Consider the following 20,706-nt stretch of genomic DNA (forward strand, 5'->3'; position numbering starts at 1 on the left):
TTTCTCCGATCCCCGTGGAAGCGTGCGACTGGGACGTGCGACATGCACATCCTGGTTCCGGCAGACTGCGTGTTCAGCGGTTACGAATTGGCAGCGGAGGAGTCCCGTGCGCATCACGAAGTTCACGCATTCCTGCCTGCGGATCGACGGCGCCGGGGTGCTGGTGGTCGATCCGGGGGAGTTCAGCGAGCGGTCCGCGCTCGACGGCGCCGACGCGGTGCTGATCACCCACGAGCACATGGACCACCTGGATCTGGCCGCGGTGGCCGACACGGCGGCGCGCAATCCGGCGCTGCGGGTCTTCGCGCACGCGGACGTGCTCCCCGAACTCGCCGCCTTCGGCGACATCGCCACCGCTGTGGGTCCCGGTGAGAGCTTCGAGGCGGCCGGTTATCGGGTACGGGCATACGGCGGTCAGCACGCGGTCATCCATCCCGACATTCCACGGATCGCGAACCTCGGCTATCTGATCGCCGACGACGACACGAACGTCTTCACTCCCGGTGACTCGTTCACCGTTCCGGAGGACACCGCCGTGGACACCCTCTTCGTCCCGTTGAATGCTCCGTGGATGAAGCTTCTGGAATCGATCGACTTCGTCCGGGCGGTCCGGCCCGGCCGCGCCTTCGCCCTGCACGACTCGCTGCTGACCCCGACCGGCGCCAAGGTCTCCGACGGCCACCTGGAGCGGCTCGGCGGCACGAAGTACGCGCACGTGACGCCCGGGACCACGATCTGACGTGCCCAGCGCCACCGACGAATTGATCCAACGGCTCTACCAGGAGCCGCCGGACGGCTTCGTGGCCGCCCGGACCGCCGCGATCAACGAGGCCAAGGAGGCCGGCGACCGGGACACCGCGAAGCGGCTGGCCGCCCTCAAGAAGCCGACCGTGGCCGCCTGGGTGGTCAACCTGCTGGCGCTGCGCCGCCCGGAGCTGATCGACGACCTGGTCGACCTCTCCGCGGCGCTGCGCGAGGCTCAGCGTGGCCTCAAGGGCGACGAGTTGCGTGAGCTGACCGCGCAGCGCCGCCAGGTGGTGTCGGCGCTCGTCGACGCGGCCCGGCGGCTGGCTCTGGAAGCGTCCGGGCCGGCGGCGAAGCTGCCGCTGGGCGAGGTGGAGGCGACGCTGACGGCGGCGCTGGCCGAGCCGGACGTGGCCGCCCAGGTGCGCACCGGCCGGCTGGTCCGGGCCGCCTCCTATGCCGGCTTCGGCGAGGTGCCGCGGCCCCGGCTGCGGCTGGTCACCGACTCGTCGGCGGAGGTGGACGACGAGGACGAGGAGATCGAGGAGGCCGACGCCGGCGCCGAGGTGGTCGAGTTCCCGCAGCCGTCGGCGAAGGAGAAGGCGGCGGCCGAGCGCCGGCGTCGCGAGGCCGAGCAGAAGCAGCGGGAGCTTCGCCGCGAGTTGAGCGCCGCGCAGGCCGCCGAGAAGCGGGCCGACGAGCAGCTGGAGAAGTCCGAGGCGGCCGAGCGGGACGCCGAGCACCTGGTCGAGGACCTCGACGCCGAGCTCGCCGAGCTGGAGCGCCGGCGCACCGAGGCACAGGCCGACGTGGCTCGGCGGAAGCAGGCGAGACGCACCGCCGAGCGGGAGACCGCGGCCGCTCGTCGCCGGGTCGGTGACGTGCAGGCGGCGCTGGAGGACCTCGAAGTAGACGAGCCGGATTGACCGCTGTCCCCTCGCTAACTGACAAATCGGATTGATCGGATTCTCCGCCTCGGACAGGAAGAATATTTTCCAGATCGGGCACCAGGAGAGCACAATCGGCCGGTGACCCCCGAACAGGCTGCCGCCAACGCCAAGACGGGACTCGCAACGATCGTGGGCGCCTTTGCCGAGTCGCCGCAGACGCTTCGCCGCGCGCGTCTGCTGGGGTTGTCGGGCTGGGCCTACCACGTCTCGGCGCGGGCCGGAGCGCTCGGCGACGTACGACCCGAGACCGTTGCCGCGGCCATCGGCTTCATCGCCCCCGAGGCCGTCACCGACGGCTGGGAGGCGACCGCCAAGACCTCGGCGCCCATGGAGGTGGCCACCTGGCACCTCCACGAGCTGTGCAAGTGGGGAATCGAGCAGATCGGGGGCTTCCCCCGGGTGGGTCGGCTGCTCGAGCTGACCGGTCGCGTCGTCGACGCGGTCGAGCACGCCGGGCTGCCGCTGTTCGCCGCCTGGCGGGCCATGCCGGTGCCCGACCAGACGCCCGGTGCCCGCGCGGCGGTGACCCTGCATCTGCTGCACGAGCACCGGCTGGGCGTGCACCTGGTGGCCGTGCGGGCCAGCGGGCTCACCCCGCTGCAGGCGATCATCGCCGGCCCCGAGGGCGAGACCGGCGCGGTCGCGTTCGGCTGGCAACCGCCGTACCCACCGGCCGGCCCGATCGTGCGCCGACTGCTCTGGGCCGACTCGGTGGCCGACGCGCTGGCCGGCCAGGCCTACGTGGCGCTCGACATGGCCGAGCGGATCGAGCTGGTCGGCCTGCTCCAGTCCCTGAGCCAGCGACTGGCCCGCTGACAGTCGGGTCGGCCCACGCCGGCCCGTCGGGTGCGGGGAAATCGGTCGACGCCGACGCCCGGGCGTGGTCGGATGCTGGCCATGACTGCCGCCGCGACCACCGCGCTGCCCGAGGGCTGGACCACCCGCCGCCCGACCCTCGACGACGCCACGGCGATTCTGGCCCTGGTGCACGCGTGTGACATGGCGTCGATCGGCGAGCCCGACTTCACCCTCGACGAGGTGCGCGAGATGCTCACCGAGCCGAACACGGACATGACCGTCGACTGCTGGCTCGCGCTCGACGCCGAGGACACGATCGTCGGGTGGGCCTACCCGCGCAACGCCGACGGCGGTGACCGCGACTTCGCCGACGTCTACACCTGGCCGGAGCGGGGCGAGCCGGCCCTGCGCCCGCTGCTCGCCCTCCTGATGGACCGGATGGCCGAGCGGGCCGCCCGGTTCGGCCACGAGCGGTACGAGGTGCGGGCCGGTGCCATCCCGACCGAGCAGGACCTCATCGACGCGTTGACCGACGCCGGGTTCGTCTTCCTCAAACAGCACGCGCGCATGCAGATGTCGCTCGAGGGGGTGCCGCCGACCGCGCCCGAGCCGCCGGCCGGGGTGACGGTGCGGGAGGTGCGCGGCGACGACGAGGAAGATCTGCGGGCCGTCCACTCGGTGATCTTCCAGGCGTTCGCCGACACCGATCACCGGGGCAGCGACTACGAGTCATGGCGCAGGCAGGTGGCCAACGAGTCGTCGCGCTCGTTCGACGAGTGGTTCGTGGCCGAGACCGACGGGGAGATCGTCGGGGCACTCCAGTCGTCCGACTCCGGCATCGACGACAACGAGGGCTGGGTCAAACGGCTGGGCGTGCTCCGGGCGTACCGGAAGCGGGGGGTGGGTGAGGCGCTGCTGCGCCGGGCTTTCGCGGTCTATGCCGGCAAGGGCCGGACGAGGGCCGGTCTCGGGGTCGACCTGGAGAACCCGACGCAGGCGGCGCGGCTCTACTACGCGGTCGGCATGACCCCGCAATACCGCGCCAACGTCTATCAGAGTTTCGTGACGGCCCGCGCCGCCTGACTCACACCTCGGGCGCCGCGGTTGCGCTCGGCCGGTTCCGCAGGTCCTGCACGTAGTCGTCGGGTGCCCCGGCCTTCTCGGCGGCGTTGGCGATCTCGGAGAGATACCAGGCCGTGGGCAGGCCACCCTCGTAACCGTCGTAGACGTACACCCAGGCGCTGAACTCGCCCTCGAGTGTCGAGACCCGAACGGTCAGCTTCTGATAGGCCCCGGCGGCCACGCCCTCGACCTCGTCGAGTTGCGCCGCGTCCCAGGGGTGCACATCGTAGAGCGACACGAAGACGCGGTCGCCCGGCGATTCGACAATCGTCGTGACCGCGCCCTCCCCGCCCATTTCCCCCTCACCGGCAAAGGTCAGGCGCCAGCCTTCTATCCACCCCACGCCCACCATGGGCGAGTGCGGACAGTAGGCCCGCATGCGGGCCGGGTCCAGGTTTGAGCCATACGCGGCGTAGTGACGCACGGCGACGACGATAGCCGGACTGGGCGGTGAGGGAGAATACAGGGAGTGCGTGTCGGCACAAGAAGCGAAGAGCCTGGAGGCAAACAGTCGTGAGCCGGATCGTGATCATCGGTGGTGGACCTGGCGGTTATGAGGCTGCCTTGGTCGCCGCGCAGCTCGGCGCGGAGGTCACCCTCGTCGAGGCGGACGGGCCGGGCGGCGCCTGCGTGCTCACCGACTGCGTGCCGTCCAAGACCTTCATCGCCAGTTCCGAGGTGATGACCGGCTATCGGCACAACGAGCGGTTCGGCATCCGGTCGGCCGGGCTGGACGGCGTCGAGGTCGACGCGGTGGCGGTCAACGAGCGGGTCAAGAAGCTGGCGCTCGCCCAGTCCGGCGACATCCAGGCCAAGCTGATCAAGGCCGGGGTCGATGTGATCCACGGCCGGGCGCTGCTGGGCGAGGACACCCTCGGCCACACCCACCAGGTGCTGGTGCTGCCCGAGGGCGGCGAGATGTACTCGATCGAGGCGTCGACCGTGCTGCTGGCCACCGGGGCGACCCCGCGCGTGCTGGCCACCGCCAAGCCGGACGGTGAGCGCATCCTCGACTGGCGTCAGGTCTACGACCTCACCGAGCTGCCCGAGCACCTGATCGTCGTCGGTTCCGGCGTGACCGGCGCCGAGTTCGCGAGCGCCTATCTCGCGATGGGCACCAAGGTGACACTCGTCTCCAGCCGGGAACGGGTCATGCCGCACGAGGACGCCGACGCGGCGATGGCGATCGAGCGGGTGTTCCGCGACCGCGGCATGACGATCCTCAACCAGTCCCGGGCCGACTCGGTGGTCAACACCGGCAACGGCGTGCTGGTCACCCTCTCCGACGGACGTACGGTCGAGGGCTCGCACGCCCTCATGGCGGTCGGCGCCATCCCCAACACGGCCCAGCTGGGGCTGCGGGAGTACGGCGTGGACGTCGGCGACGGTGGCTACCTCACGGTCGACCGGGTCTCGCGCACCAACGTGCCCGGCATCTACGGGGCCGGTGACTGCACCGGTGTGCTGCCGCTGGCCAGTGTGGCCGCCATGCAGGGCCGGATCGCGATCTGGCACGCGATGGGCGAGGCGGTGGCGCCGCTGCGGCTGCGCACCGTCTCGGCGAACGTCTTCACCGACCCCGAGCTGGCCACTGTCGGCGTCTCGCAGAACGAGGTCGATTCCGGCCGCACCCCGGCCCGCCAGGTGATGCTGCCGCTGACCGGCAACGCCCGGGCCAAGATGTCCGACCTGCGGGACGGTTTCGTCAAGCTGTTCTGCCGGCCGGCGACCGGTCAGATCATCGGTGGTGTGGTGGTGGCGCCCAAGGCGAGCGAGCTGATCCTGCCGATCACGATGGCGATCGAGAACAACCTGACAGTGGACCAGCTGGCCCACACGATCACTATCTACCCGTCGTTGTCGGGGTCGATCGCCGAGGCGGCACGGCAGTTGATGCAGCACGAGCTTCAGTGAGGTCGGCGACGCCCACCTCCTGAGCCTCGGCGATGTCGGTCTCGATCTCCTTCTTGCCACCGAAGAGGGCGAGGATCCAGCCCGCCGTGCCGAAGACGACAGCGGCGGTGGCGGCGATCGCGAACAGCCGCCACGCCGACTGGGTGATCGCGGTGCCGCCGAGGTGGCCGACCAGACCGCCGTAACTCGCCCAGCTGAGCGCGGCGATCCCGTCCCAGAGCACGAAGAGTTTGATCGGGTAACCGGTGCGGCCGGCGTGGAAGCCGGCCGCCATCCGCCCGCCCGGCACGAACCGGCACAGCAGCAGCACGAGCGGGCCGGGCCGGCGCAGGCCGCGGGTGAAGCGGGCGGCCGCCTTGCGGGTCCGGGACTGCTCACGCGGGGTGTCGTCGTGCCGCGGGGCGCACCGGGCGCGGAGGGCGGCGAGCCAGCCGCGGCCCACGTGGCCGGTGGTGCGGCCGAGCATGAAGGCGATGGTGTCGCCGGTGAACATGCCGAGCGCGCCGATCGCGACCACCAGGGTCAGGTTGAGGTTGCCGTAGACAGTGAGCGCGCCGGATGTGATCATGATCGCCTGGACCGGGACGACCGGGACCAGCGCGTCGACGGTCAGGAAGCCGAACAGCGCCAGGTAGGCCCATACCGGGGTGGCCATCACGGTCAACAGTTCGGTCATCGCTCCGGCCACCTCACAGCTTCAGGGCTCACGACATTGTCAGTGGGCGTACCTGAGAATGTGCTGTGCTCCAGCATGCGCCCTGATCAGGGCCCCGTAAGGGTGATACCTGACACGGTATTGTCGCCGCCGCCGGCGCGATCCGAGAGCGGTCCGCGCCGGTTATTTCTCTTTATTTCATGCCAGCTCGTCCAGGAGGTTTTTCGCACGAGCCCCACCGGCGTACGGTGAGATTGCCGGATACACCGGGTCCCCCGTTCTCGGTGTGATCGGCCCCGGGCCGTCGGTAGGTCCCGTACCGACGGCCCGACCCTGGTTCGTTTCCTTCGTTACGCGCGCGCAATGAGCCGACCGTAGATTCCTCGCATGGCGGATCTTTTCGAGGAGTACCGCCTCGGCCCCGGCTGGGACGAGATGTTCAGCGAGCCAGGCATGCCCCGCGAGACCTACGAGGCCCTGCACGCGACACTCCAGCCCCTGTCCAGCGCCGAGCTGGGCATTCGCGCCGAGGTGCTGGCCCGGGCATTCCTCGACCAGGGCATCACGTTCGCCCTCAAGGGGGTGGAACGGCCGTTCCCGCTCGACATCGTGCCGCGCATCATCGCGGCCGCCGAGTGGCGGCAGGTCGAACGCGGCGTGGCCCAGCGCATCCGGGCGCTCGAGGCGTTCCTGGCCGACGTCTACGGCGCCGGTCAGGTGCTCGCCGACGGCGTGGTGCCCCGGCGGATCATCGCCACCAGCGCGCACTTCCTGCGCGCGGCTGCCGGCATCAACCCGCCCAACGGGGTCCGCATCCACGTCGCCGGGGTCGACCTGATCCGCGACGAGCAGGGCATGTTCCGGGTGCTGGAAGACAACGTGCGCATCCCGTCCGGGGTGAGTTACGTGATGGAGAACCGCCGGGCGATGGCCCAGGTGCTGCCCGAGGTGTTCGCGGCCAGCCGCATCCTGCCGGTCGAGAGCTATCCGGCGATGCTGCTGCGGGCGTTGCGGGCGGCCGCGCCGGTCGGGGTCAACGATCCGACCGTGGTGGTGCTCAGCCCCGGCGTCTACAACTCGGCCTACTTCGAGCACGCGCTGATCGCCCGGGAGATGGGGGTCGAGCTGGTCGAGGGGCGTGACCTGGTCTGCGTCGGCAACGACGTGGCCATGCGCACCACGGCCGGCGAGCAGCGGGTCGACGTGATCTACCGCCGGATCGACGACGACTTCCTCGATCCGGTGCACTTCCGGGCCGACTCGGTGATCGGGGTGGCGGGCCTGATCAACGCGGCTCGGGCGGGGCGGGTCACGATCGCCAACGCGGTCGGCAACGGCGTCGCCGACGACAAGCTGCTCTACACGTACGTTCCGGATCTGATCCGTTACTACCTCAACGAGGAGCCGCTCCTGCCGAACGTCGACACCTACCGCCTCGACGATCCAGGAGTTCTCGACGACGTGCTGCCCCGGCTCGACCAGCTGGTGCTGAAGCCGGTCGACGGGGCCGGCGGGGCGGGCATCGTGATCGGCTCGCAGGCGTCGTCGGTGGAGTTGCACGACGTACGCGAGAAGATCCTGGCCAATCCGCGCGGCTGGGTCGCCCAGCGCGAGGTGAAGCTGTCGATGGTGCCGACGCTCATCGGGAACCGGTTGCGGGGACGGCACGTCGACCTGCGGCCGTTCGCGGTGAACGACGGCGAGAAGATCTGGGTGCTGCCCGGTGGCCTGACCCGGGTGGCGCTGCCCGAGGGCGCGCTCGTGGTCAACTCCAGCCAGGGCGGTGGCTCCAAGGACACCTGGGTGCTGGCCTCGCCCGACGACCTGACCCCGTTCGAGGTGCCGCACCTGCCGGCCGCGCCGGAGCCACTGCCGGCGGCCGCCTCGCCGGATCTGGGCCCGGGCGCGTCCGGTGGCGAGGAACAGGAGCAACAACAGCAACAGGGGAGGCTGTCGTGCTGAGCCGGATAGCCGAGTCGCTCTACTGGATCGGGCGCTACGTCGAACGGGCCGAGGACACCGCCCGCATCCTCGACGTGCACCTGCAGCGGATGCTCGCCGACCCGTGGACCAGGGAGGACGCGGCCTGCCGGTCGTTGCTGGCGGTGATGGGCATGCCGACCACCGACGGCCCGTTCACCTCGGCCCGGGTGGTCGGTCTGCTCGGCCTGGACGACCGCAATCCCTCCTCGGTGGTGGGTGCGCTCGCCGCCGCCCGGGAGAACGCCCGCGGCTCCCGCGAGACCGTCTCCTCGGAGATGTGGGAATGCCTCAACTCGACCTGGCACGGCCTGCCCAACGCCCGCCGCCGGGTCGAGCAGCAGGGGGTGCACGCGTTCTTCCGGTGGGTGCGGGAACGCTGCGCGGTGATGGCCGGGCTCACCGACGCGACCATGAGTCGCGACGAGGGCTGGCTGTTCCTGGTGCTGGGCCGCAGCGTGGAGCGGGTCGACATGACCGCGCGGCTGCTGCGCACCCACGAGCGGGCCGGTGGCAGCATTCCCTCCTGGATGACGCTGTTGCGGTCGAGCGGGGCGTGGGAGACCTTCTTGCGGACGTACCGGGGCGCGCTCGACGACCGGCACGCGGCGGAGTTCCTGCTGCTCGACCGCCTTTTCCCGCGGTCGGTGTTCGCGGCCCTGTCCACCGCCGAGAGCTGCCTGTCCGATCTGGAGCCCGACCCGGGCCGGGCCGGCGTGGCCACCGACGCGCAACGGATCGTCGGCCGGGCCCGCACCAACCTCGAGTTCCGTGGTGCCGACGAACTGATCGGCGACCTGTCACCGGTGCTGGCCAGCCTGGAGAAGACGTGTTCCCAGGTCAACGCCGCGGTCTCCAGGCGCTATTTCCGGCAGACGACCGCGGTCAACTGGGTGCGAGGAGCTGTGGCATGACCGCCTGCACCGAGCGGCACTGCCGGGAGTTGCCCTGCCCGGCCGCGGGCGAGGGCCAGAAGGGCATGCTTGAGGAGGGCACGGCATGACCGTCGACTCGTGGCGGCTGCGGATTCAGCACAAGACCGGCTACAACTACGCCGGGCTGGCCTCGTCGTCCTACAACGAGGCCCGCATGTGGCCGCGCAACGAGGCCCGGCAGGCGGTGCTCGACGCCCGGGTGGAGGTGTGGCCACCGGCCCGCACCTACCGCTACGAGGATTACTGGGGCACCGTCGTCACGGCGTTCGACGTGCACGCGCCGCACGAGGCGCTCACCGTGACCGCCACCTCGACGGTGGAGACGCTGCCGCCCGGCGACCTGCTCGAGACCGGCTTCGCGTGGGACGGCCTCAGCCCGCACGTCGACCGCTGGTACGAACTGCTCCTGCCGACCAAGCGCACCGGCCTCGACGACGAGCTGCGGAGCGTCTCCGCCGACATCAAGGCCGCGCACGCCACCCCGCACGCCGCGGCCCTGGCGGTCTGCGAGTTCGTGCGGGGCGAGGTCACCTATCAGCCCGGGGCGACCGGCGTGCAGAGCGACGCGTTGCACGCCTGGGCCCAGCGCAAAGGTGTCTGCCAGGACATCAGCCATCTCACCGTGGCCATACTGCGCGAGATGGGCATGCCGGCCCGCTACGTCTCGGGCTATCTGCACCCGTCCCCGTCGGCCGGGATCGGTGACTCGATAGTCGGTCAGAGCCACGCCTGGGTCGAGTGGTGGGTGGGCCGGTGGACCGCGTTCGACCCGACGAACGGCGTACCGGTGGGGGAGCGGCACGTCGTGGTCGGCCGGGGTCGCGAATACGGCGACGTGTCCCCCCTCAAGGGTGTCTACGCCGGACCGAAGAGCACCGGACAGGGCGTTGAGGTGACCATCACTCGCCTACGCTGAGCGTCGTGCCCGCACTGATTTCGCCCACCGTCGACGTGCACGCCTCCTATCTGCGCGCCATGGCGGAGCACGTCGCCGAGGGTCGGGGGCGGCCGGGTGACGGCAGCAACGTGGGGCAGTACATCCGCCAGTTCGGCCGGGTGTGGGCGGAGCCGGCCGAGTTCCGGCGGTTCGTCGACGGCCTGCTCGCGCAGGCGGCGGCGGACACGGTTCGCCCGGCGACCTACGTGCCGACCACGACGCTGTGGTGGGTCGACGGCGACGAATACCTCGGCCGGCTGGGCATCCGGCACCGGCTGGCGCCGGGCCGGATGGGGGAGCGCAACGGTCACATCGGTTATGACGTACGCCCGTCGGCCCGCCGTAAGGGCCACGCGACCGCCATGCTCGCCGCGTCACTGCCGATCGCGGCCGCTCTCGGGTTGCCGAAGGTCCTGCTCACTTGCGACGACACGAACGAGGCCTCGCGCCGGACCATCGAGCGCAACGGGGGCGTGCGGCACGACCGGATGGACGAGAAGCTCCGATATTGGATCTTGACGTCGCCAAGTTAAGCTTCGGCAATGGCTTATCACCACGGTGACCTGCGCCGGACCCTGCTGCAGGCGGCCGGCGAGGCGATCACCGAGCAGGGGGTGGCCGCCCTGAGCATGCGTGACCTGGCCCGCCGCGCCGGCGTCTCGCACGCGGCTCCGACCCACCACTTCGGAGACAAGGCGGGGCTGCTCACCGCGTTCGCCACCGCCGGGTTCGAGCAACTGGCCAAGGCCCTCGCCACGTCGCGGCTGGCCAGCAACAGCTTCATCGAGCTGGGCGTGACCTACATCCGGTTCGCCACCACCGAGCGGGCGCTGTTCGAGGTCATGTTCCGGACCGACCTCTACCACGCCGACGACCCCGCGCTGCTTGCCGCGCGGGCCCAGGCGGCCGACGCGCTCTACGCCGCCGTCTCCGACCTGCCCGGCGGCCTGCTCGCCCAGGACGGGGCCGACGGCCCGGCCCGGCCGGCGCGTCCCGGCACCGCCGCGGCCGCGTCACCCGAGGTGCGCCGGGCCGGCCTGGCCGCCTGGTCGATGGCGCACGGCTTCGCCACGCTGTGGTTGACCGGTGCCTTCCCCGACCGCGACGTCGACCCCGCCGAGGCGGCCCGGATGCTGTTCGCCGAGCTGTCCCGCGACTTCGCCCCCTGACACCGCCGCTGACTTCGCCCTCGGACAGCGGCCCCGGACACCGGCCCCGGACAGCGGCCCGATCGACGCCCAGAGGCAGTCGACGCCCCGGGTCAGTCGATCGAGCAGATCACCGCGCCGGCGGTGACCGTGCCGCCCACCGCCACCGACAGGCCGGAGACCGTGCCGGAGCGGTGCGCCGACAGCGGCTGCTCCATCTTCATGGCCTCGACCACGACTATCGTGTCGCCCTCCTGCACCTCGTCGCCGTCGGAGACCGCCACCTTCACGATCGTGCCCTGCATCGGGGCGGTCAGGGCGGCACCACCGGCGGTCGCGGTCGCGGCGGCACCGGAGGCGCGCCGGCCGGCCGGGCGCTGCTGGGCGGGGGCGGCTCCGCCCGTACCGGTCAGCAGGGTTTTCGGCAGGCTCACCTCCAGGCGCTTGCCGCCGACCTCGACCACGACGGTCTCCCGCTCGGCCGGCGTGCCGGCCGCCGCGGGCGCGGTGAACGGCTCGACGCCGCCCGCCCATTCCGTCTCGATCCAGCGGGTGTGCACGGTGAACGGCTCGGACGTGAAGGCCGGATCGCGCACCACGGCCCGATGGAACGGCAGGACGGTCGCGATGCCCTCGACCACGGTCTCGTCGAGCACCCGGCGGGCGCGTTCGAGCGCCTCGGCCCGGGTCGCGCCGACCACGATGATCTTCGCGAGCATCGAGTCGAAGTTGCCGCCGATCACGCTGCCCGCCTCGACCCCTGAGTCGACCCGCACGCCCGGCCCCAGCGGCCAGCTCAGCGCCGTGACCGGGCCCGGCGCCGGCAGGAAGTTGCGGCCCGCGTCCTCGCCGTTGATCCGGAACTCGATGGCGTGACCGCGCGGCACCGGATCGTCGGTGACCGGCAGCGGTGCGCCGTCGGCGATGCGGAACTGCTCGCGCACCAGGTCGAGGCCCGCGGTCTCCTCGCTCACCGGGTGCTCCACCTGAAGCCGGGTGTTGACCTCCAGGAACGAGATGGTGCCGTCCGGCCCGACGAGGTATTCGACCGTGCCGGCCCCGTGATAACCGGCTTCCCGGCAGATCGCCTTGGCGCTTGCATGGATCTGCGCGCGCTGGGCCTCGCTCAGGAACGGCGCCGGCGCCTCCTCGACCAGCTTCTGGTGGCGGCGCTGCAGCGAGCAGTCGCGGGTGCCGACCACGATCACGTTGCCGTGCGTGTCCGCCAACACCTGCGCCTCGACGTGGCGGGGCCGATCGAGGTAGCGCTCCACGAAGCACTCGCCCCGGCCGAACGCCGCGACCGCCTCGCGGGTGGCGCTCTCGAACAGCGCCGGGATCTCCTCGATCGTGCGCGCGACCTTGAGCCCGCGCCCGCCACCGCCGAACGCCGCCTTGATCGCCACCGGCAGGCCGTGCTCGGTGGCGAACGCGATGATCTCGCCGGCATCCGCCACCGGCTCGGCCGTGCCGGCCACCAGCGGCGCGCCGGCCCGCTGCGCGATGTGCCGGGCGGTGACCTTGTCGCCGAGGTCGCGGATCGCCTGCGGGGTCGGACCGATCCAGGTCAGCCCGGCATCCAGCACCGCCTGGGCGAACTCGGCGTTCTCCGACAGGAAGCCGTAGCCCGGATGCACCGCGTCGGCGCCGCTGCGGGCCGCCACGTCGAGGAGCTTGTCGATGCGGAGATAGGTGTCGGCGGCCGTCTCGCCGCCCAACGCATGAGCCTCGTCGGCCAGCCGGGCGGGCAGGCCGTCGCGATCACTGTCGGCGTAGACCGCGACGCTGGCCAAACCGGCGTCCTTGCAGGCCCGGATCACCCGGACGGCGATTTCGCCACGGTTGGCGATCAATACCTTGCGCACTGCCTGACCCTACCGCCAAGTAGGGTCTGGGCCGCCCCGCAAAATGATCCGGCCTTTGTCATACCCGCCGCCTAGGCTGCCCGGATGATAGAGACTCGCGGGCTACGCAAGTCGTTCAAGTCGCGCCAGGGGCGCGCGAAAAAGACCATCGAGGCCGTCCGAGGGGTGGACCTCGACGTCTCCGACGGAGAGATCTTCGGGTTCCTCGGTCCGAACGGAGCCGGCAAGACCACCACGCTGCGGATGCTCGCGACCCTGATCGAGCCGGACGGCGGCACGGCCACCATCGCGGGCGCCGACCTGCGGACGGACCCGGGCGAGGTGCGCCGCCGGATCGGATATGTCGCGCAGGGCGGCAGCACGTGGGACGGCTCGACCGCACGCGAGGAACTGGTGCTCCAGGCCCGCCTCTACGGCGCGGCCAAGTCCGCCGCCCAGGCCCGCACCGCCGAGGTGCTGGAGGCCTTCCAACTGGCCGACTATGCCGATCGCAAGTGCAGCACCTACTCCGGCGGCCAGCGGCGCCGCGTCGACATCGCGCTCGGCATCATCCACGCGCCCAGGGTGGTGTTCCTCGACGAGCCGACCACCGGGCTCGACCCGCAGAGCCGGGCCCACATGTGGGACGAGGTGCGCCGGCTGCGGGCCGAGGGCATGACGGTCTTCATCACCACCCACTACCTCGACGAAGCGGACGCGCTCTGCGACCGCATCTCCATCATGGACAACGGCGAGATCGTCGCCTCCGGCACGCCGGCAGCGCTCAAACGCGAGATCTCCGGCGACGTGGTCCGGGTGGACCTGCCGGTCGCCTCGGTCGCGGCCGCGGCCCAGGCCCTCAGCGCCTACAAGCTCGAGACGTACGAGGACAACGTGCGGCTCTACGTGGAGGACGGCGGGGTGGCGATCCCGCAGATCCTGCGCGCCCTCGACGCCGCCGAGGTGCCACTGGCCGGGATCCAACTGCACCGGCCCAGCCTCGACGACGTCTTCCTCACCAAGACCGGCCGATCCCTGCGGGAGAGCTGAGCCATGAAACTGCTGCGCGACACCTCACTGATCTTCCAGCGCCAGGCCCAGCTCCTGCTGCGTAACCCGGTCTGGATTCTGGTCGGCGTCTTCCAGCCGGTGATGTACCTACTTCTGTTCGCCCCGCTGCTCAAACCCGCGCTCGGCGTCGACTCCACCGCCGAGGCGTACCAGATATTCGTGCCCGGCCTGCTCGTTCTGCTCGCCATCTTCGGCGGCCTGTTCCAAGGCTTCGGCCTGATCGCCGAGCTCCGCGCCGGGGTGATCGAACGCTCCCGGGTCACGCCGGTCAGCCGCCTCGCCCTGCTGTTGGGCCGATCGCTGCGCGACGTGGTCTCACTGATCGCCCAGGCCGTCATCATCACGCTGCTGGCGCTGCTGTTCGACCTGCGCGTGTTCCTCGGGAACCTTCTCCTGGCATACCTGATGCTGGCCTTGATCTCCCTGATGACCTCGGCCCTGAGCTACGGCATCGCGCTCGTGGTCAAGAGCGAGGACGCCCTCGCCCCGCTGATGAACACGGTGGCCCAGCCGGTGCTGCTGCTCTCCGGCATCCTGCTGCCGCTGACCTTCGCACCGGGCTGGTTGCAGGGCATCGCCGACTGGAACCCGTTCTCCTGGGCGGTCAACGGCACCCGCGCCCTGTTCCGCGGCGACCTGGGCGCCCCCGACGTCTGGCAGGGCCTGCTGATCATGGCAGTCCTGGCCTTCCTCGCCGTCGGGTGGGCGGCCCGGGAGTTCTCCCGCAGCGTGCGCTGAGACCCGTTCAGGAGCGCCACAGGTCGGTGATCGACACGCCCATCTCGATCAGAAGGTTCCGCAGCAGCGGAAGCGAAAGCCCGATCACGTTGCCCGGATCCCCCTCGATCCGGTCGACGAACGCCCCACCCCGCCCGTCCAGCGTGAACGCGCCGGCCACGTTGAGCGGCTCGTCGGTGGCCACGTAGGCAGCGATCTCCGCATCCGTCACCTCGGCGAAGTGCACCACTGTCGTGCCGACCGCTTCCGCCTGCCGCCCACTGACCAGCCCGGTCAGGTGATGCCCGGTGTGCAGCACCCCGGACTTGCCGCGCATCAGCTCCCAGCGCTTGGCCGCCTCCTGAGCGGTGGCCGGCTTGCCGAAGATCTCCCCCTCGAACGCCAGCACCGAATCACAGCCGAGCACCAGAATCCCCGGATCGGCCGGCAGGTCGGCGGCAATCGCCCGAGCCTTCATCCGCGCCAGGGCAAGGCACAGGGAGGACGCATCCTCGGCTTCCACCGTGGACTCGTCCACCCCACTGACCATCACTTCAGCGTCGATGCCGGCCGCAGTGAGCAGAGCCCGCCGTGCGGGGCTGGCCGAGGCAAGGACCAGGCGATACGCGATGTCGTTAGGCACGCCCCCGAGGTTACAAGCCATAACGACCCGAAAGGAGCACAGAACGCCGCGTTTCAGCCTAAGTTTCGCCTGGCGAGAGCCCTTCCAAGCGACCCTCAGAAGCTCCGGCGCCGCCGAAAGATGAGTGCGGCGACCAACCCACCCGCTACAGCGAGGCCGACAAGCACCCCACCGATGACGAGCGGCATGTTGTTCGAGGCCGGATCGGCTCCGGCGGACGGAGCGGTGCCGGCAGTCGAAGTGGTCGTCGGGGGAGTGGAGCCCTCGCCGGGTTTGGCCGACGCCGAGGTGCCTTTCAGGGGAGGGACGTCGGCAGTCAGAGCCTTCACGAGGTTCAAGCGCCCGAATCCACACTCTTTGTCCTTGCCAGGCGGCCCGATGTCGTCCGCAGTGGCGGTGAGTTGGTGAACAACTTCTGGCGCTGACAGACTGGGGAATTTGGCACGAACGAGCGCGACGGCTCCGGACACGATGGCGGTTGCCGCCGACGTTCCGTCAACGTCGACGTATTTCTTCGGCGGCGCCGCAGTCGTGATGTCGACTCCAGGGGCGCATATTTGAACTTTGGAGTCTTTGACCGACAAGGCGGCGTGTTTGCCGCTTCGGTCAGTCGCACCCACGGCCAGCACGCCTTCGATGGCGGCGGGGTAACCGATGATCGCGGAGGTTGCGGTGTTGCCGACGCCGGCCACCACCACGACATCGGCTTTCGCTGCGGCCGCCGCCGCGTCTTCGATGTCGAAGGCAGGACCCACCGCGGCGGACACATTGATGACCGAAGCCTTCTGATCGACGGCCCACCGCATGCCGTCGCCGATCTCTTTCGAGGGCGCCTTGTTTCCGTCGTTCGAGGTCTTGATCGGTAGCACCTTCGCTGACGGCGCAATACCTAGAACCCCGTCGTCGGCGCCTCGGCCATGGGCGGCTATCAGCGCGGCCATCTCGGTGCCGTGGCCATCTTTGTCGCTGCGTCCGTCGCCGCTCTCGCCGGGAATCAGGTCCGTTCCAGAAAGCAGATTCCGCTGGACGTCCGGATGCGGGTAGGCGCCGGTGTCCACGAGGCCAACGATGACGCCGGCTCCCGTACTGATGGCATGGGCTCGCGGGACATCTAGGCTTTTCAGGTACCACTGGTCCGCGCGGAAGCTGTCTGCCCGGGCGGGGCTCACTGGACCGGTTACGGCGGCCACCAGAAGCGCGGCCGCCGCGACGACGCTGACCTTAAGGCGCATTCTCAGCCGAGCCCAATCGCCGGTCCGGGATCGATCCGCTGCTCTCGCGACGGGAGCACCACCGGATCGACACCCTCATCTGTCTCCCACGGATTGTCCGGATCCCAGCGTGTGCCATCTGTTTCCTCGCGCTGAGCCGAACGACGACTGCCACCCTGCGGGTACATGCTGCTTGCCTGTCCAGTCGGGGAAAGGCCGGACGTGCCACTGACGCCCCGTCGCGCACCCAGGCCGGATCCGCCTTCGCCGATGACCCCGCCGATCGGATTGACCCGTCGGCCCACGCCTGAGCGGTTGGCTCCCGGGTTGCCAAGCGCCCCGGTGGGAGTTTGGCCGATGACTCCCCCGGAGGGCATCGCGCGCGTTCCCTCAGGAAAGCCGCCTCCTCCTCGGGGCGTGGCCTCACGAGGCAGGATTCCGCCCCGCCCGACGCCGGGGGTGGTTGGCATGCCCGTTGGGGTCGATCCACCATTCGGCAAAAAGGTGCTGTTCGGTGGCATCAGCCCAGGGCCGGTCACGGGTCCGCCGCCGGGGAGACCAGGCGTAACGGGATTGATGGTGGGCGCAGTAGGGGGCAGTTGAGTCGGGCCGGTTCCGCCCAGGACCAAGCCGGGTTGTGGCGTGGCCACGGCGGGAGGCGTCGTTGCGGAGGGAGATGGAACGAGATGCGACGAGACAGCGGTGTTGGCCGCCGATGCTGGGAACGAGGTCGACGGCCGATTAGTCGATGGTGTGCTGGAACCGCTGTCGAATGCTGAGGTCGGCGTGATCGGCGGAATCGGCGGCGGGTTGTAGTCGCCGGGGTTCGCTCGCGTGTCTTCGTTGACGTATTTACCGGTATAGGGCCGCGGTGTCACGATCTTGACCTGCGCCTGGGCGAGGTCGGTGCTGACGGAGCTCAGCATCCGCGCCGCCTGGACCCGGAGCTCTTCCTGCCGGTTCGAAGCCACACCGGAGGGCTCGGCACCGCTGGGGCTCGGACTCGGCGTAGGCGTGACGCTCTTCTGCTGAGTCGGGTTGGCCAGCAGCTGTTCGTTACTTTTGTACTCTTTGTAGATCGCATCCATCTTGACTTGCGCCTGATAGATGGATCCGGTGGCCGACGAAATTGCCTCATGATTCGCCAGTGCAGCCTCGTAAGTGTCTTCGAGGTCCGAAATCAGGTTGTTCAAGCGGTCGATATAAACCTTGGCCGCCGAGCTCTTCTTGGGTGACCAGGCGGTAGCTAGGTTGTCCCGATAGTTCCGAACCTGCCAGAGGTGTTCACTTACCAGCTCGGCTGACTTCTTCCACCCATCGCCGATGTCCCATTGTTTCTGGGTGTCCGGGTTCTGAATCAGCGTCTGCATCTGCTCGATCGTCAGCGACTCCCACGGGGTGCCGCCACCTCCACCACCCGCGTCAATCATCAGGCGTTCCCCTCAGCGGGTGTGCTGCCGTCGAGGGACGTGACGTTCTGGAAAGCCTTGTCCACATCGTTGACTTTCGCGTGCGAGAACGCGTCGGAACCGTCGTACCGCTTACTGATGTCCTGGGCGGCGACTGCGAACTCTTGTGTTCCGTTCGCGAAGTTGTACACGTTTTGGTGAGCTATGTCCTGCGCCTGGTTGTGGGCGAAAAGGAAGGTCAGCAGCTCGATGAACTCGCTCGGCGGGTCCGGAAGGCGGGTCGACATGGCGTCGGTCACCGTCGAGAGGTGAGGGGCGTAGTCGTCTTTCACGATCGCCGACAAACCCGTGGCGAACTGTTCCATCGCCTGGATGTCCGCCTCTATCTGGCTGAAGTCCGTGTAGCCGTAGTCGCGCAGCCAAGCAGGCCCGCGGTCCTCCTCAGGAATCATTTCCGGCCTCCCCCGACGAGCCCTCGGAACGCCGGTGTGACCCGGCGAAGCATCCATGAGGGTAGTCCGTCGGGGCGAGCGTCGGGGGCCCGTACCGCCGCCTGTGGACGGTCGGAATCGATCGGCCGATGGCTATCTGGCCGGTAGGGCCGACGCGCGCCAGCCGGATGCGGTTGCCGGTGGGCGGGCGGACCTGGCCCAGGAGGATGGTGGCCGGGGGCGGGCGGGTGCCGAATTCATCGCGCTGGATCTCGCGGCCAGCAAGGTGACCAGGGCGGCCAGCTCAAGATCGGTCGGGGTGCCGCGGACTACGCTGACCAGGGGTTCCGCATCCATCGACCGAGCGTACGACGTCTAGGGGATATCCGGTGACACGCGTCCCACACTCGGCTGATCGATTCGCTGCGGCTGGACATGACCGGGTATTTTCTGCGTGATGTCTTCTTCTCCTCCCGCCGTTGTCGCTGACCGTTACCGGCTTGTCGCGCCGCTCGGTCAGGGCGGGATGGGTCGTGTCTGGCGGGCGACCGACGTCGTCCTGCACCGTGAGGTGGCCATCAAGGAGCTGGTTCCCCCGCCCGGGCTCACGCCGGGGGAGCGGCAGGAGATGCGCGAGCGCTCCCTGCGGGAGGCACGCGCGATCGCCCGGCTCAACAACATCAACGTGGTGCGTGTCTTCGACGTGCTGCGGACGGACGCCGACCCGTGGATCGTCATGGAGTACGTCCCGTCCCGTTCGTTGCAGGACACGCTCGCCGAGGACGGCCCCTTCTCGCCGGTGCGGGCGGCCGAGATGGGCTTGGGCGTGCTCGGGGCGCTGCGGGCCGCGCACCGGGCCGGCGTCGTGCACCGCGACGTGAAGCCGGGCAACGTGCTGATCGGCGCCGACGGCCGGGTCGTGCTGACCGATTTCGGTCTGGCCACCGTGCCCGGTGACCCGAACGTGACTCGCACCGGCCTGGTGCTGGGCTCGCCCGCGTACATCGCTCCGGAGCGCGCCCGGGACGGCACCGCCGGACCGGCCGCCGACCTCTGGTCGTTGGGCGCCACCCTTTACGCCGCGGTCGAGGGCGCCTCGCCGTTCGCGCGCCCCTCGGCGATCGCGACGCTGGCCGCGCTGGCCACCGAAAATCCGCCGCCGGCTCGCAACGCGGGCCCGCTGAAGCCGGTGCTCAACGGCCTGCTGCGCAAGGACCCGACGCACCGGATCAACGCGGAGGAGGCCGAGCGCCTGCTCAACCGGGCGATCGGCCGCCGTTCGAAGCTCAGCTTCCCGATGAGCCCGACGATGCGCCGTCCGGGCGCGGGCCGCGACCGGGTCTCGGGCCTGCTGTCCCCGACCGGTTCGGCGCCGGTGGTACCGGGTCCGCGCCCGCCGGTGGCGCCTGCCCGCCCGGCCGATCCGCCGGGTCGCCCACCGTTGTCCGGGGCGCGCCCGGCGGCTGGCGAGAGCCGGCCGCCGGTCTATGTGCCGGGCAAAGCCCAGGTCGGCCGCTCCGACACGCCGACGAAGGTCGACGGACCCCGGGCCCAGCCGCTCGATGCGACCCGAATCGACGCCCCTCCGGTCAAAGACGACAAAACCACCTTCATGGGTACGCGACCCGGGTCCACAACCGCACCCGGGCAGCCCCCTGCTGCTCGGCAGGCGCCCGCGAACCCGGCCAAAGTCAACCCGACGACCGTGAACCCGGCCACCCGCACCGGCCGTGGCGAGCGCGGCGGCCTGAGCGCCGCCGACGTTGCCGCCTACCACCGCGGCAAGGCGGCCCCGGAACACGAACGCTCCCTGGCCGAAGCGACCGCCCTGGTCCGCCCCGTCGACAAGCCCACCGACCGCACCACAGTCGTCCCCCCGCCGGCCGACCGACCCACCCCGGTCCCCCCGCCGGCCGACCGTACGACCGTGGTTCCGTCTCACCAGACCGACCGCACCACCGTGGTCCCAGCCCCGCCGATCGATCGCACCGCTGTCGTGTCCACGCCGGAGCCGATCGACGCCACGACTCGGGTCTCGGCCCCGCCGGTGGACGCCACCACTGTGGTCCCGTCCCCGAAGTCGACGTCGAAGAAGGCCCCGGCAAAGAAGCCCCAGGCAGCCCCCGAGCCGCCCGCCACCAAAACGGGCAGCCCCGCCACCGCCTCCGCCCTAGTCGAGACCGGCACCCCCGCCAGC

21 protein-coding genes are annotated in these 20,706 nt (G+C 70.2%); 13 read left to right on the forward strand and 8 right to left on the reverse strand.

Going from position 1 to position 20,706, the window contains the following annotated elements:
• Window positions 1-106: 106 nt before the first annotated feature.
• The 4 genes from Afe05nite_RS02220 (at window position 107) to Afe05nite_RS02235 (ending at window position 3,575) form a co-directional block, all read left to right on the forward strand.
• Window positions 107-739: an MBL fold metallo-hydrolase gene (locus Afe05nite_RS02220; protein ID WP_203815193.1), complete on the forward strand. Its 633-nt coding sequence runs from the start codon at window positions 107-109 to the stop codon at window positions 737-739.
• A gap of 1 nt (window position 740) precedes the next feature.
• Window positions 741-1,670, forward strand: a complete 930-nt coding sequence (locus Afe05nite_RS02225) for a hypothetical protein (protein ID WP_203815194.1) — start codon at window positions 741-743, stop codon at window positions 1,668-1,670.
• Window positions 1,671-1,772: 102 nt separating this feature from the next.
• The gene (locus tag Afe05nite_RS02230; RefSeq protein WP_203815195.1) at window positions 1,773-2,510 is read left to right on the forward strand and encodes an SCO6745 family protein; all 738 of its coding nucleotides are present in this window, start codon (window positions 1,773-1,775) and stop codon (window positions 2,508-2,510) included.
• 81 nt (window positions 2,511-2,591) lie between these two features.
• Window positions 2,592-3,575: a GNAT family N-acetyltransferase gene (locus Afe05nite_RS02235; protein ID WP_203815196.1), complete on the forward strand. Its 984-nt coding sequence runs from the start codon at window positions 2,592-2,594 to the stop codon at window positions 3,573-3,575.
• Window position 3,576: 1 nt separating this feature from the next.
• Here Afe05nite_RS02235 and Afe05nite_RS02240 read toward each other — a convergent pair whose 3' ends face one another.
• Window positions 3,577-4,038 (reverse strand): gamma-glutamylcyclotransferase, encoded by a 462-nt coding sequence (locus Afe05nite_RS02240; protein WP_203815197.1) that lies wholly within the window; start codon window positions 4,036-4,038, stop codon window positions 3,577-3,579.
• Between the two features lie 89 nt (window positions 4,039-4,127).
• Between Afe05nite_RS02240 and Afe05nite_RS02245 the strand changes: the two genes are divergently transcribed.
• Window positions 4,128-5,528: an NAD(P)H-quinone dehydrogenase gene (locus tag Afe05nite_RS02245; RefSeq protein ID WP_203815198.1), complete on the forward strand. Its 1,401-nt coding sequence runs from the start codon at window positions 4,128-4,130 to the stop codon at window positions 5,526-5,528.
• Here the strand turns inward: Afe05nite_RS02245 and Afe05nite_RS02250 are convergent.
• A complete protein-coding gene (locus Afe05nite_RS02250; protein ID WP_203815199.1) occupies window positions 5,458-6,204 on the reverse strand; it encodes a DedA family protein in 747 nt (248 codons plus the stop codon). The two genes, Afe05nite_RS02245 and Afe05nite_RS02250, sit on opposite strands and share 71 nt — an antisense overlap.
• A 366-nt stretch (window positions 6,205-6,570) precedes the next feature.
• Here Afe05nite_RS02250 and Afe05nite_RS02255 point away from each other — a divergent pair, with 366 nt between their 5' ends.
• The 5 genes from Afe05nite_RS02255 (at window position 6,571) to Afe05nite_RS02275 (ending at window position 11,204) form a co-directional block, all read left to right on the forward strand.
• The gene (locus Afe05nite_RS02255) at window positions 6,571-8,145 is read left to right on the forward strand and encodes a circularly permuted type 2 ATP-grasp protein (protein WP_203815200.1); all 1,575 of its coding nucleotides are present in this window, start codon (window positions 6,571-6,573) and stop codon (window positions 8,143-8,145) included.
• The gene (locus Afe05nite_RS02260; RefSeq protein ID WP_203815201.1) at window positions 8,139-9,077 is read left to right on the forward strand and encodes an alpha-E domain-containing protein; all 939 of its coding nucleotides are present in this window, start codon (window positions 8,139-8,141) and stop codon (window positions 9,075-9,077) included. Before Afe05nite_RS02255 ends, Afe05nite_RS02260 begins: the two co-directional genes overlap by 7 nt.
• 85 nt (window positions 9,078-9,162) lie before the next feature.
• Window positions 9,163-10,014, forward strand: coding sequence for a transglutaminase family protein (locus Afe05nite_RS02265; protein ID WP_203815202.1), 852 nt, complete (start codon window positions 9,163-9,165; stop codon window positions 10,012-10,014).
• Window positions 10,015-10,019: 5 nt separating this feature from the next.
• The gene (locus Afe05nite_RS02270; protein ID WP_203815203.1) at window positions 10,020-10,568 is read left to right on the forward strand and encodes a GNAT family N-acetyltransferase; all 549 of its coding nucleotides are present in this window, start codon (window positions 10,020-10,022) and stop codon (window positions 10,566-10,568) included.
• Between the two features lie 9 nt (window positions 10,569-10,577).
• Window positions 10,578-11,204, forward strand: coding sequence for a TetR/AcrR family transcriptional regulator (locus tag Afe05nite_RS02275; protein WP_203815204.1), 627 nt, complete (start codon window positions 10,578-10,580; stop codon window positions 11,202-11,204).
• 92 nt (window positions 11,205-11,296) lie between these two features.
• Here the strand turns inward: Afe05nite_RS02275 and Afe05nite_RS02280 are convergent, their stop codons facing one another.
• Window positions 11,297-13,048: an acetyl/propionyl/methylcrotonyl-CoA carboxylase subunit alpha gene (locus Afe05nite_RS02280; protein ID WP_203815205.1), complete on the reverse strand. Its 1,752-nt coding sequence runs from the start codon at window positions 13,046-13,048 to the stop codon at window positions 11,297-11,299.
• Between the two features lie 84 nt (window positions 13,049-13,132).
• Between Afe05nite_RS02280 and Afe05nite_RS02285 the strand changes: the two genes are divergently transcribed.
• Both Afe05nite_RS02285 and Afe05nite_RS02290 read left to right on the forward strand, forming a co-directional pair.
• A complete protein-coding gene (locus tag Afe05nite_RS02285) occupies window positions 13,133-14,077 on the forward strand; it encodes an ATP-binding cassette domain-containing protein (RefSeq protein ID WP_203815206.1) in 945 nt (314 codons plus the stop codon).
• 3 nt (window positions 14,078-14,080) lie between these two features.
• Window positions 14,081-14,836, forward strand: a complete 756-nt coding sequence (locus Afe05nite_RS02290) for an ABC transporter permease (RefSeq protein ID WP_203815207.1) — start codon at window positions 14,081-14,083, stop codon at window positions 14,834-14,836.
• Window positions 14,837-14,843: 7 nt separating this feature from the next.
• Here the strand turns inward: Afe05nite_RS02290 and Afe05nite_RS02295 are convergent, their stop codons facing one another.
• From Afe05nite_RS02295 to Afe05nite_RS02315, 5 genes are all read right to left on the reverse strand, one after another.
• Window positions 14,844-15,458: a Maf family protein gene (locus Afe05nite_RS02295; protein ID WP_239117482.1), complete on the reverse strand. Its 615-nt coding sequence runs from the start codon at window positions 15,456-15,458 to the stop codon at window positions 14,844-14,846.
• Between the two features lie 95 nt (window positions 15,459-15,553).
• A complete protein-coding gene (locus Afe05nite_RS02300; protein WP_203815209.1) occupies window positions 15,554-16,690 on the reverse strand; it encodes a S8 family serine peptidase in 1,137 nt (378 codons plus the stop codon).
• Window positions 16,691-16,692: 2 nt separating this feature from the next.
• Complete coding sequence (locus Afe05nite_RS02305) at window positions 16,693-18,099, reverse strand: hypothetical protein (RefSeq protein ID WP_203815210.1); 1,407 nt, start codon at window positions 18,097-18,099, stop codon at window positions 16,693-16,695.
• Window positions 18,099-18,530 carry a hypothetical protein gene (locus tag Afe05nite_RS02310; RefSeq protein ID WP_203815211.1) on the reverse strand — a complete coding sequence of 144 codons (432 nt, stop codon included), beginning with the start codon at window positions 18,528-18,530 and terminating at the stop codon, window positions 18,099-18,101. Before Afe05nite_RS02310 ends, Afe05nite_RS02305 begins: the two co-directional genes overlap by 1 nt.
• Window positions 18,531-18,662: 132 nt before the next feature.
• Complete coding sequence (locus tag Afe05nite_RS02315) at window positions 18,663-18,866, reverse strand: acyl-CoA carboxylase epsilon subunit (RefSeq protein WP_203815212.1); 204 nt, start codon at window positions 18,864-18,866, stop codon at window positions 18,663-18,665.
• 100 nt (window positions 18,867-18,966) lie between these two features.
• Between Afe05nite_RS02315 and Afe05nite_RS43595 the strand changes: the two genes are divergently transcribed.
• The coding region (locus Afe05nite_RS43595) for a serine/threonine-protein kinase (protein ID WP_239117483.1) at window positions 18,967-20,706 on the forward strand (1,740 nt) is incomplete at its 3' end.

The organism is Paractinoplanes ferrugineus, from assembly GCF_016862195.1.
Lineage (GTDB): Bacteria > Actinomycetota > Actinomycetes > Mycobacteriales > Micromonosporaceae > Actinoplanes > Actinoplanes ferrugineus.

What these genes read in the sequence shown, in the direction of transcription:
- Afe05nite_RS02275 (WP_203815204.1), top strand. Translation starts at nt 10,578, where the DNA reads ATGGCTTATCACCACGGTGACCTGCGCCGGACCCTGCTGCAGGCGGCC.
- Afe05nite_RS02285 (WP_203815206.1), top strand. Translation starts at nt 13,133, where the DNA reads ATGATAGAGACTCGCGGGCTACGCAAGTCGTTCAAGTCGCGCCAGGGG.
- Afe05nite_RS02235 (WP_203815196.1), top strand. Translation starts at nt 2,592, where the DNA reads ATGACTGCCGCCGCGACCACCGCGCTGCCCGAGGGCTGGACCACCCGC.
- Afe05nite_RS02300 (WP_203815209.1), bottom strand. Translation starts at nt 16,690, where the DNA reads ATGCGCCTTAAGGTCAGCGTCGTCGCGGCGGCCGCGCTTCTGGTGGCC.
- Afe05nite_RS02305 (WP_203815210.1), bottom strand. Translation starts at nt 18,099, where the DNA reads ATGATTGACGCGGGTGGTGGAGGTGGCGGCACCCCGTGGGAGTCGCTG.
- Afe05nite_RS02250 (WP_203815199.1), bottom strand. Translation starts at nt 6,204, where the DNA reads ATGACCGAACTGTTGACCGTGATGGCCACCCCGGTATGGGCCTACCTG.
- Afe05nite_RS02315 (WP_203815212.1), bottom strand. Translation starts at nt 18,866, where the DNA reads ATGGATGCGGAACCCCTGGTCAGCGTAGTCCGCGGCACCCCGACCGAT.
- Afe05nite_RS02255 (WP_203815200.1), top strand. Translation starts at nt 6,571, where the DNA reads ATGGCGGATCTTTTCGAGGAGTACCGCCTCGGCCCCGGCTGGGACGAG.
- Afe05nite_RS02265 (WP_203815202.1), top strand. Translation starts at nt 9,163, where the DNA reads ATGACCGTCGACTCGTGGCGGCTGCGGATTCAGCACAAGACCGGCTAC.
- Afe05nite_RS02290 (WP_203815207.1), top strand. Translation starts at nt 14,081, where the DNA reads ATGAAACTGCTGCGCGACACCTCACTGATCTTCCAGCGCCAGGCCCAG.
- Afe05nite_RS02310 (WP_203815211.1), bottom strand. Translation starts at nt 18,530, where the DNA reads ATGATTCCTGAGGAGGACCGCGGGCCTGCTTGGCTGCGCGACTACGGC.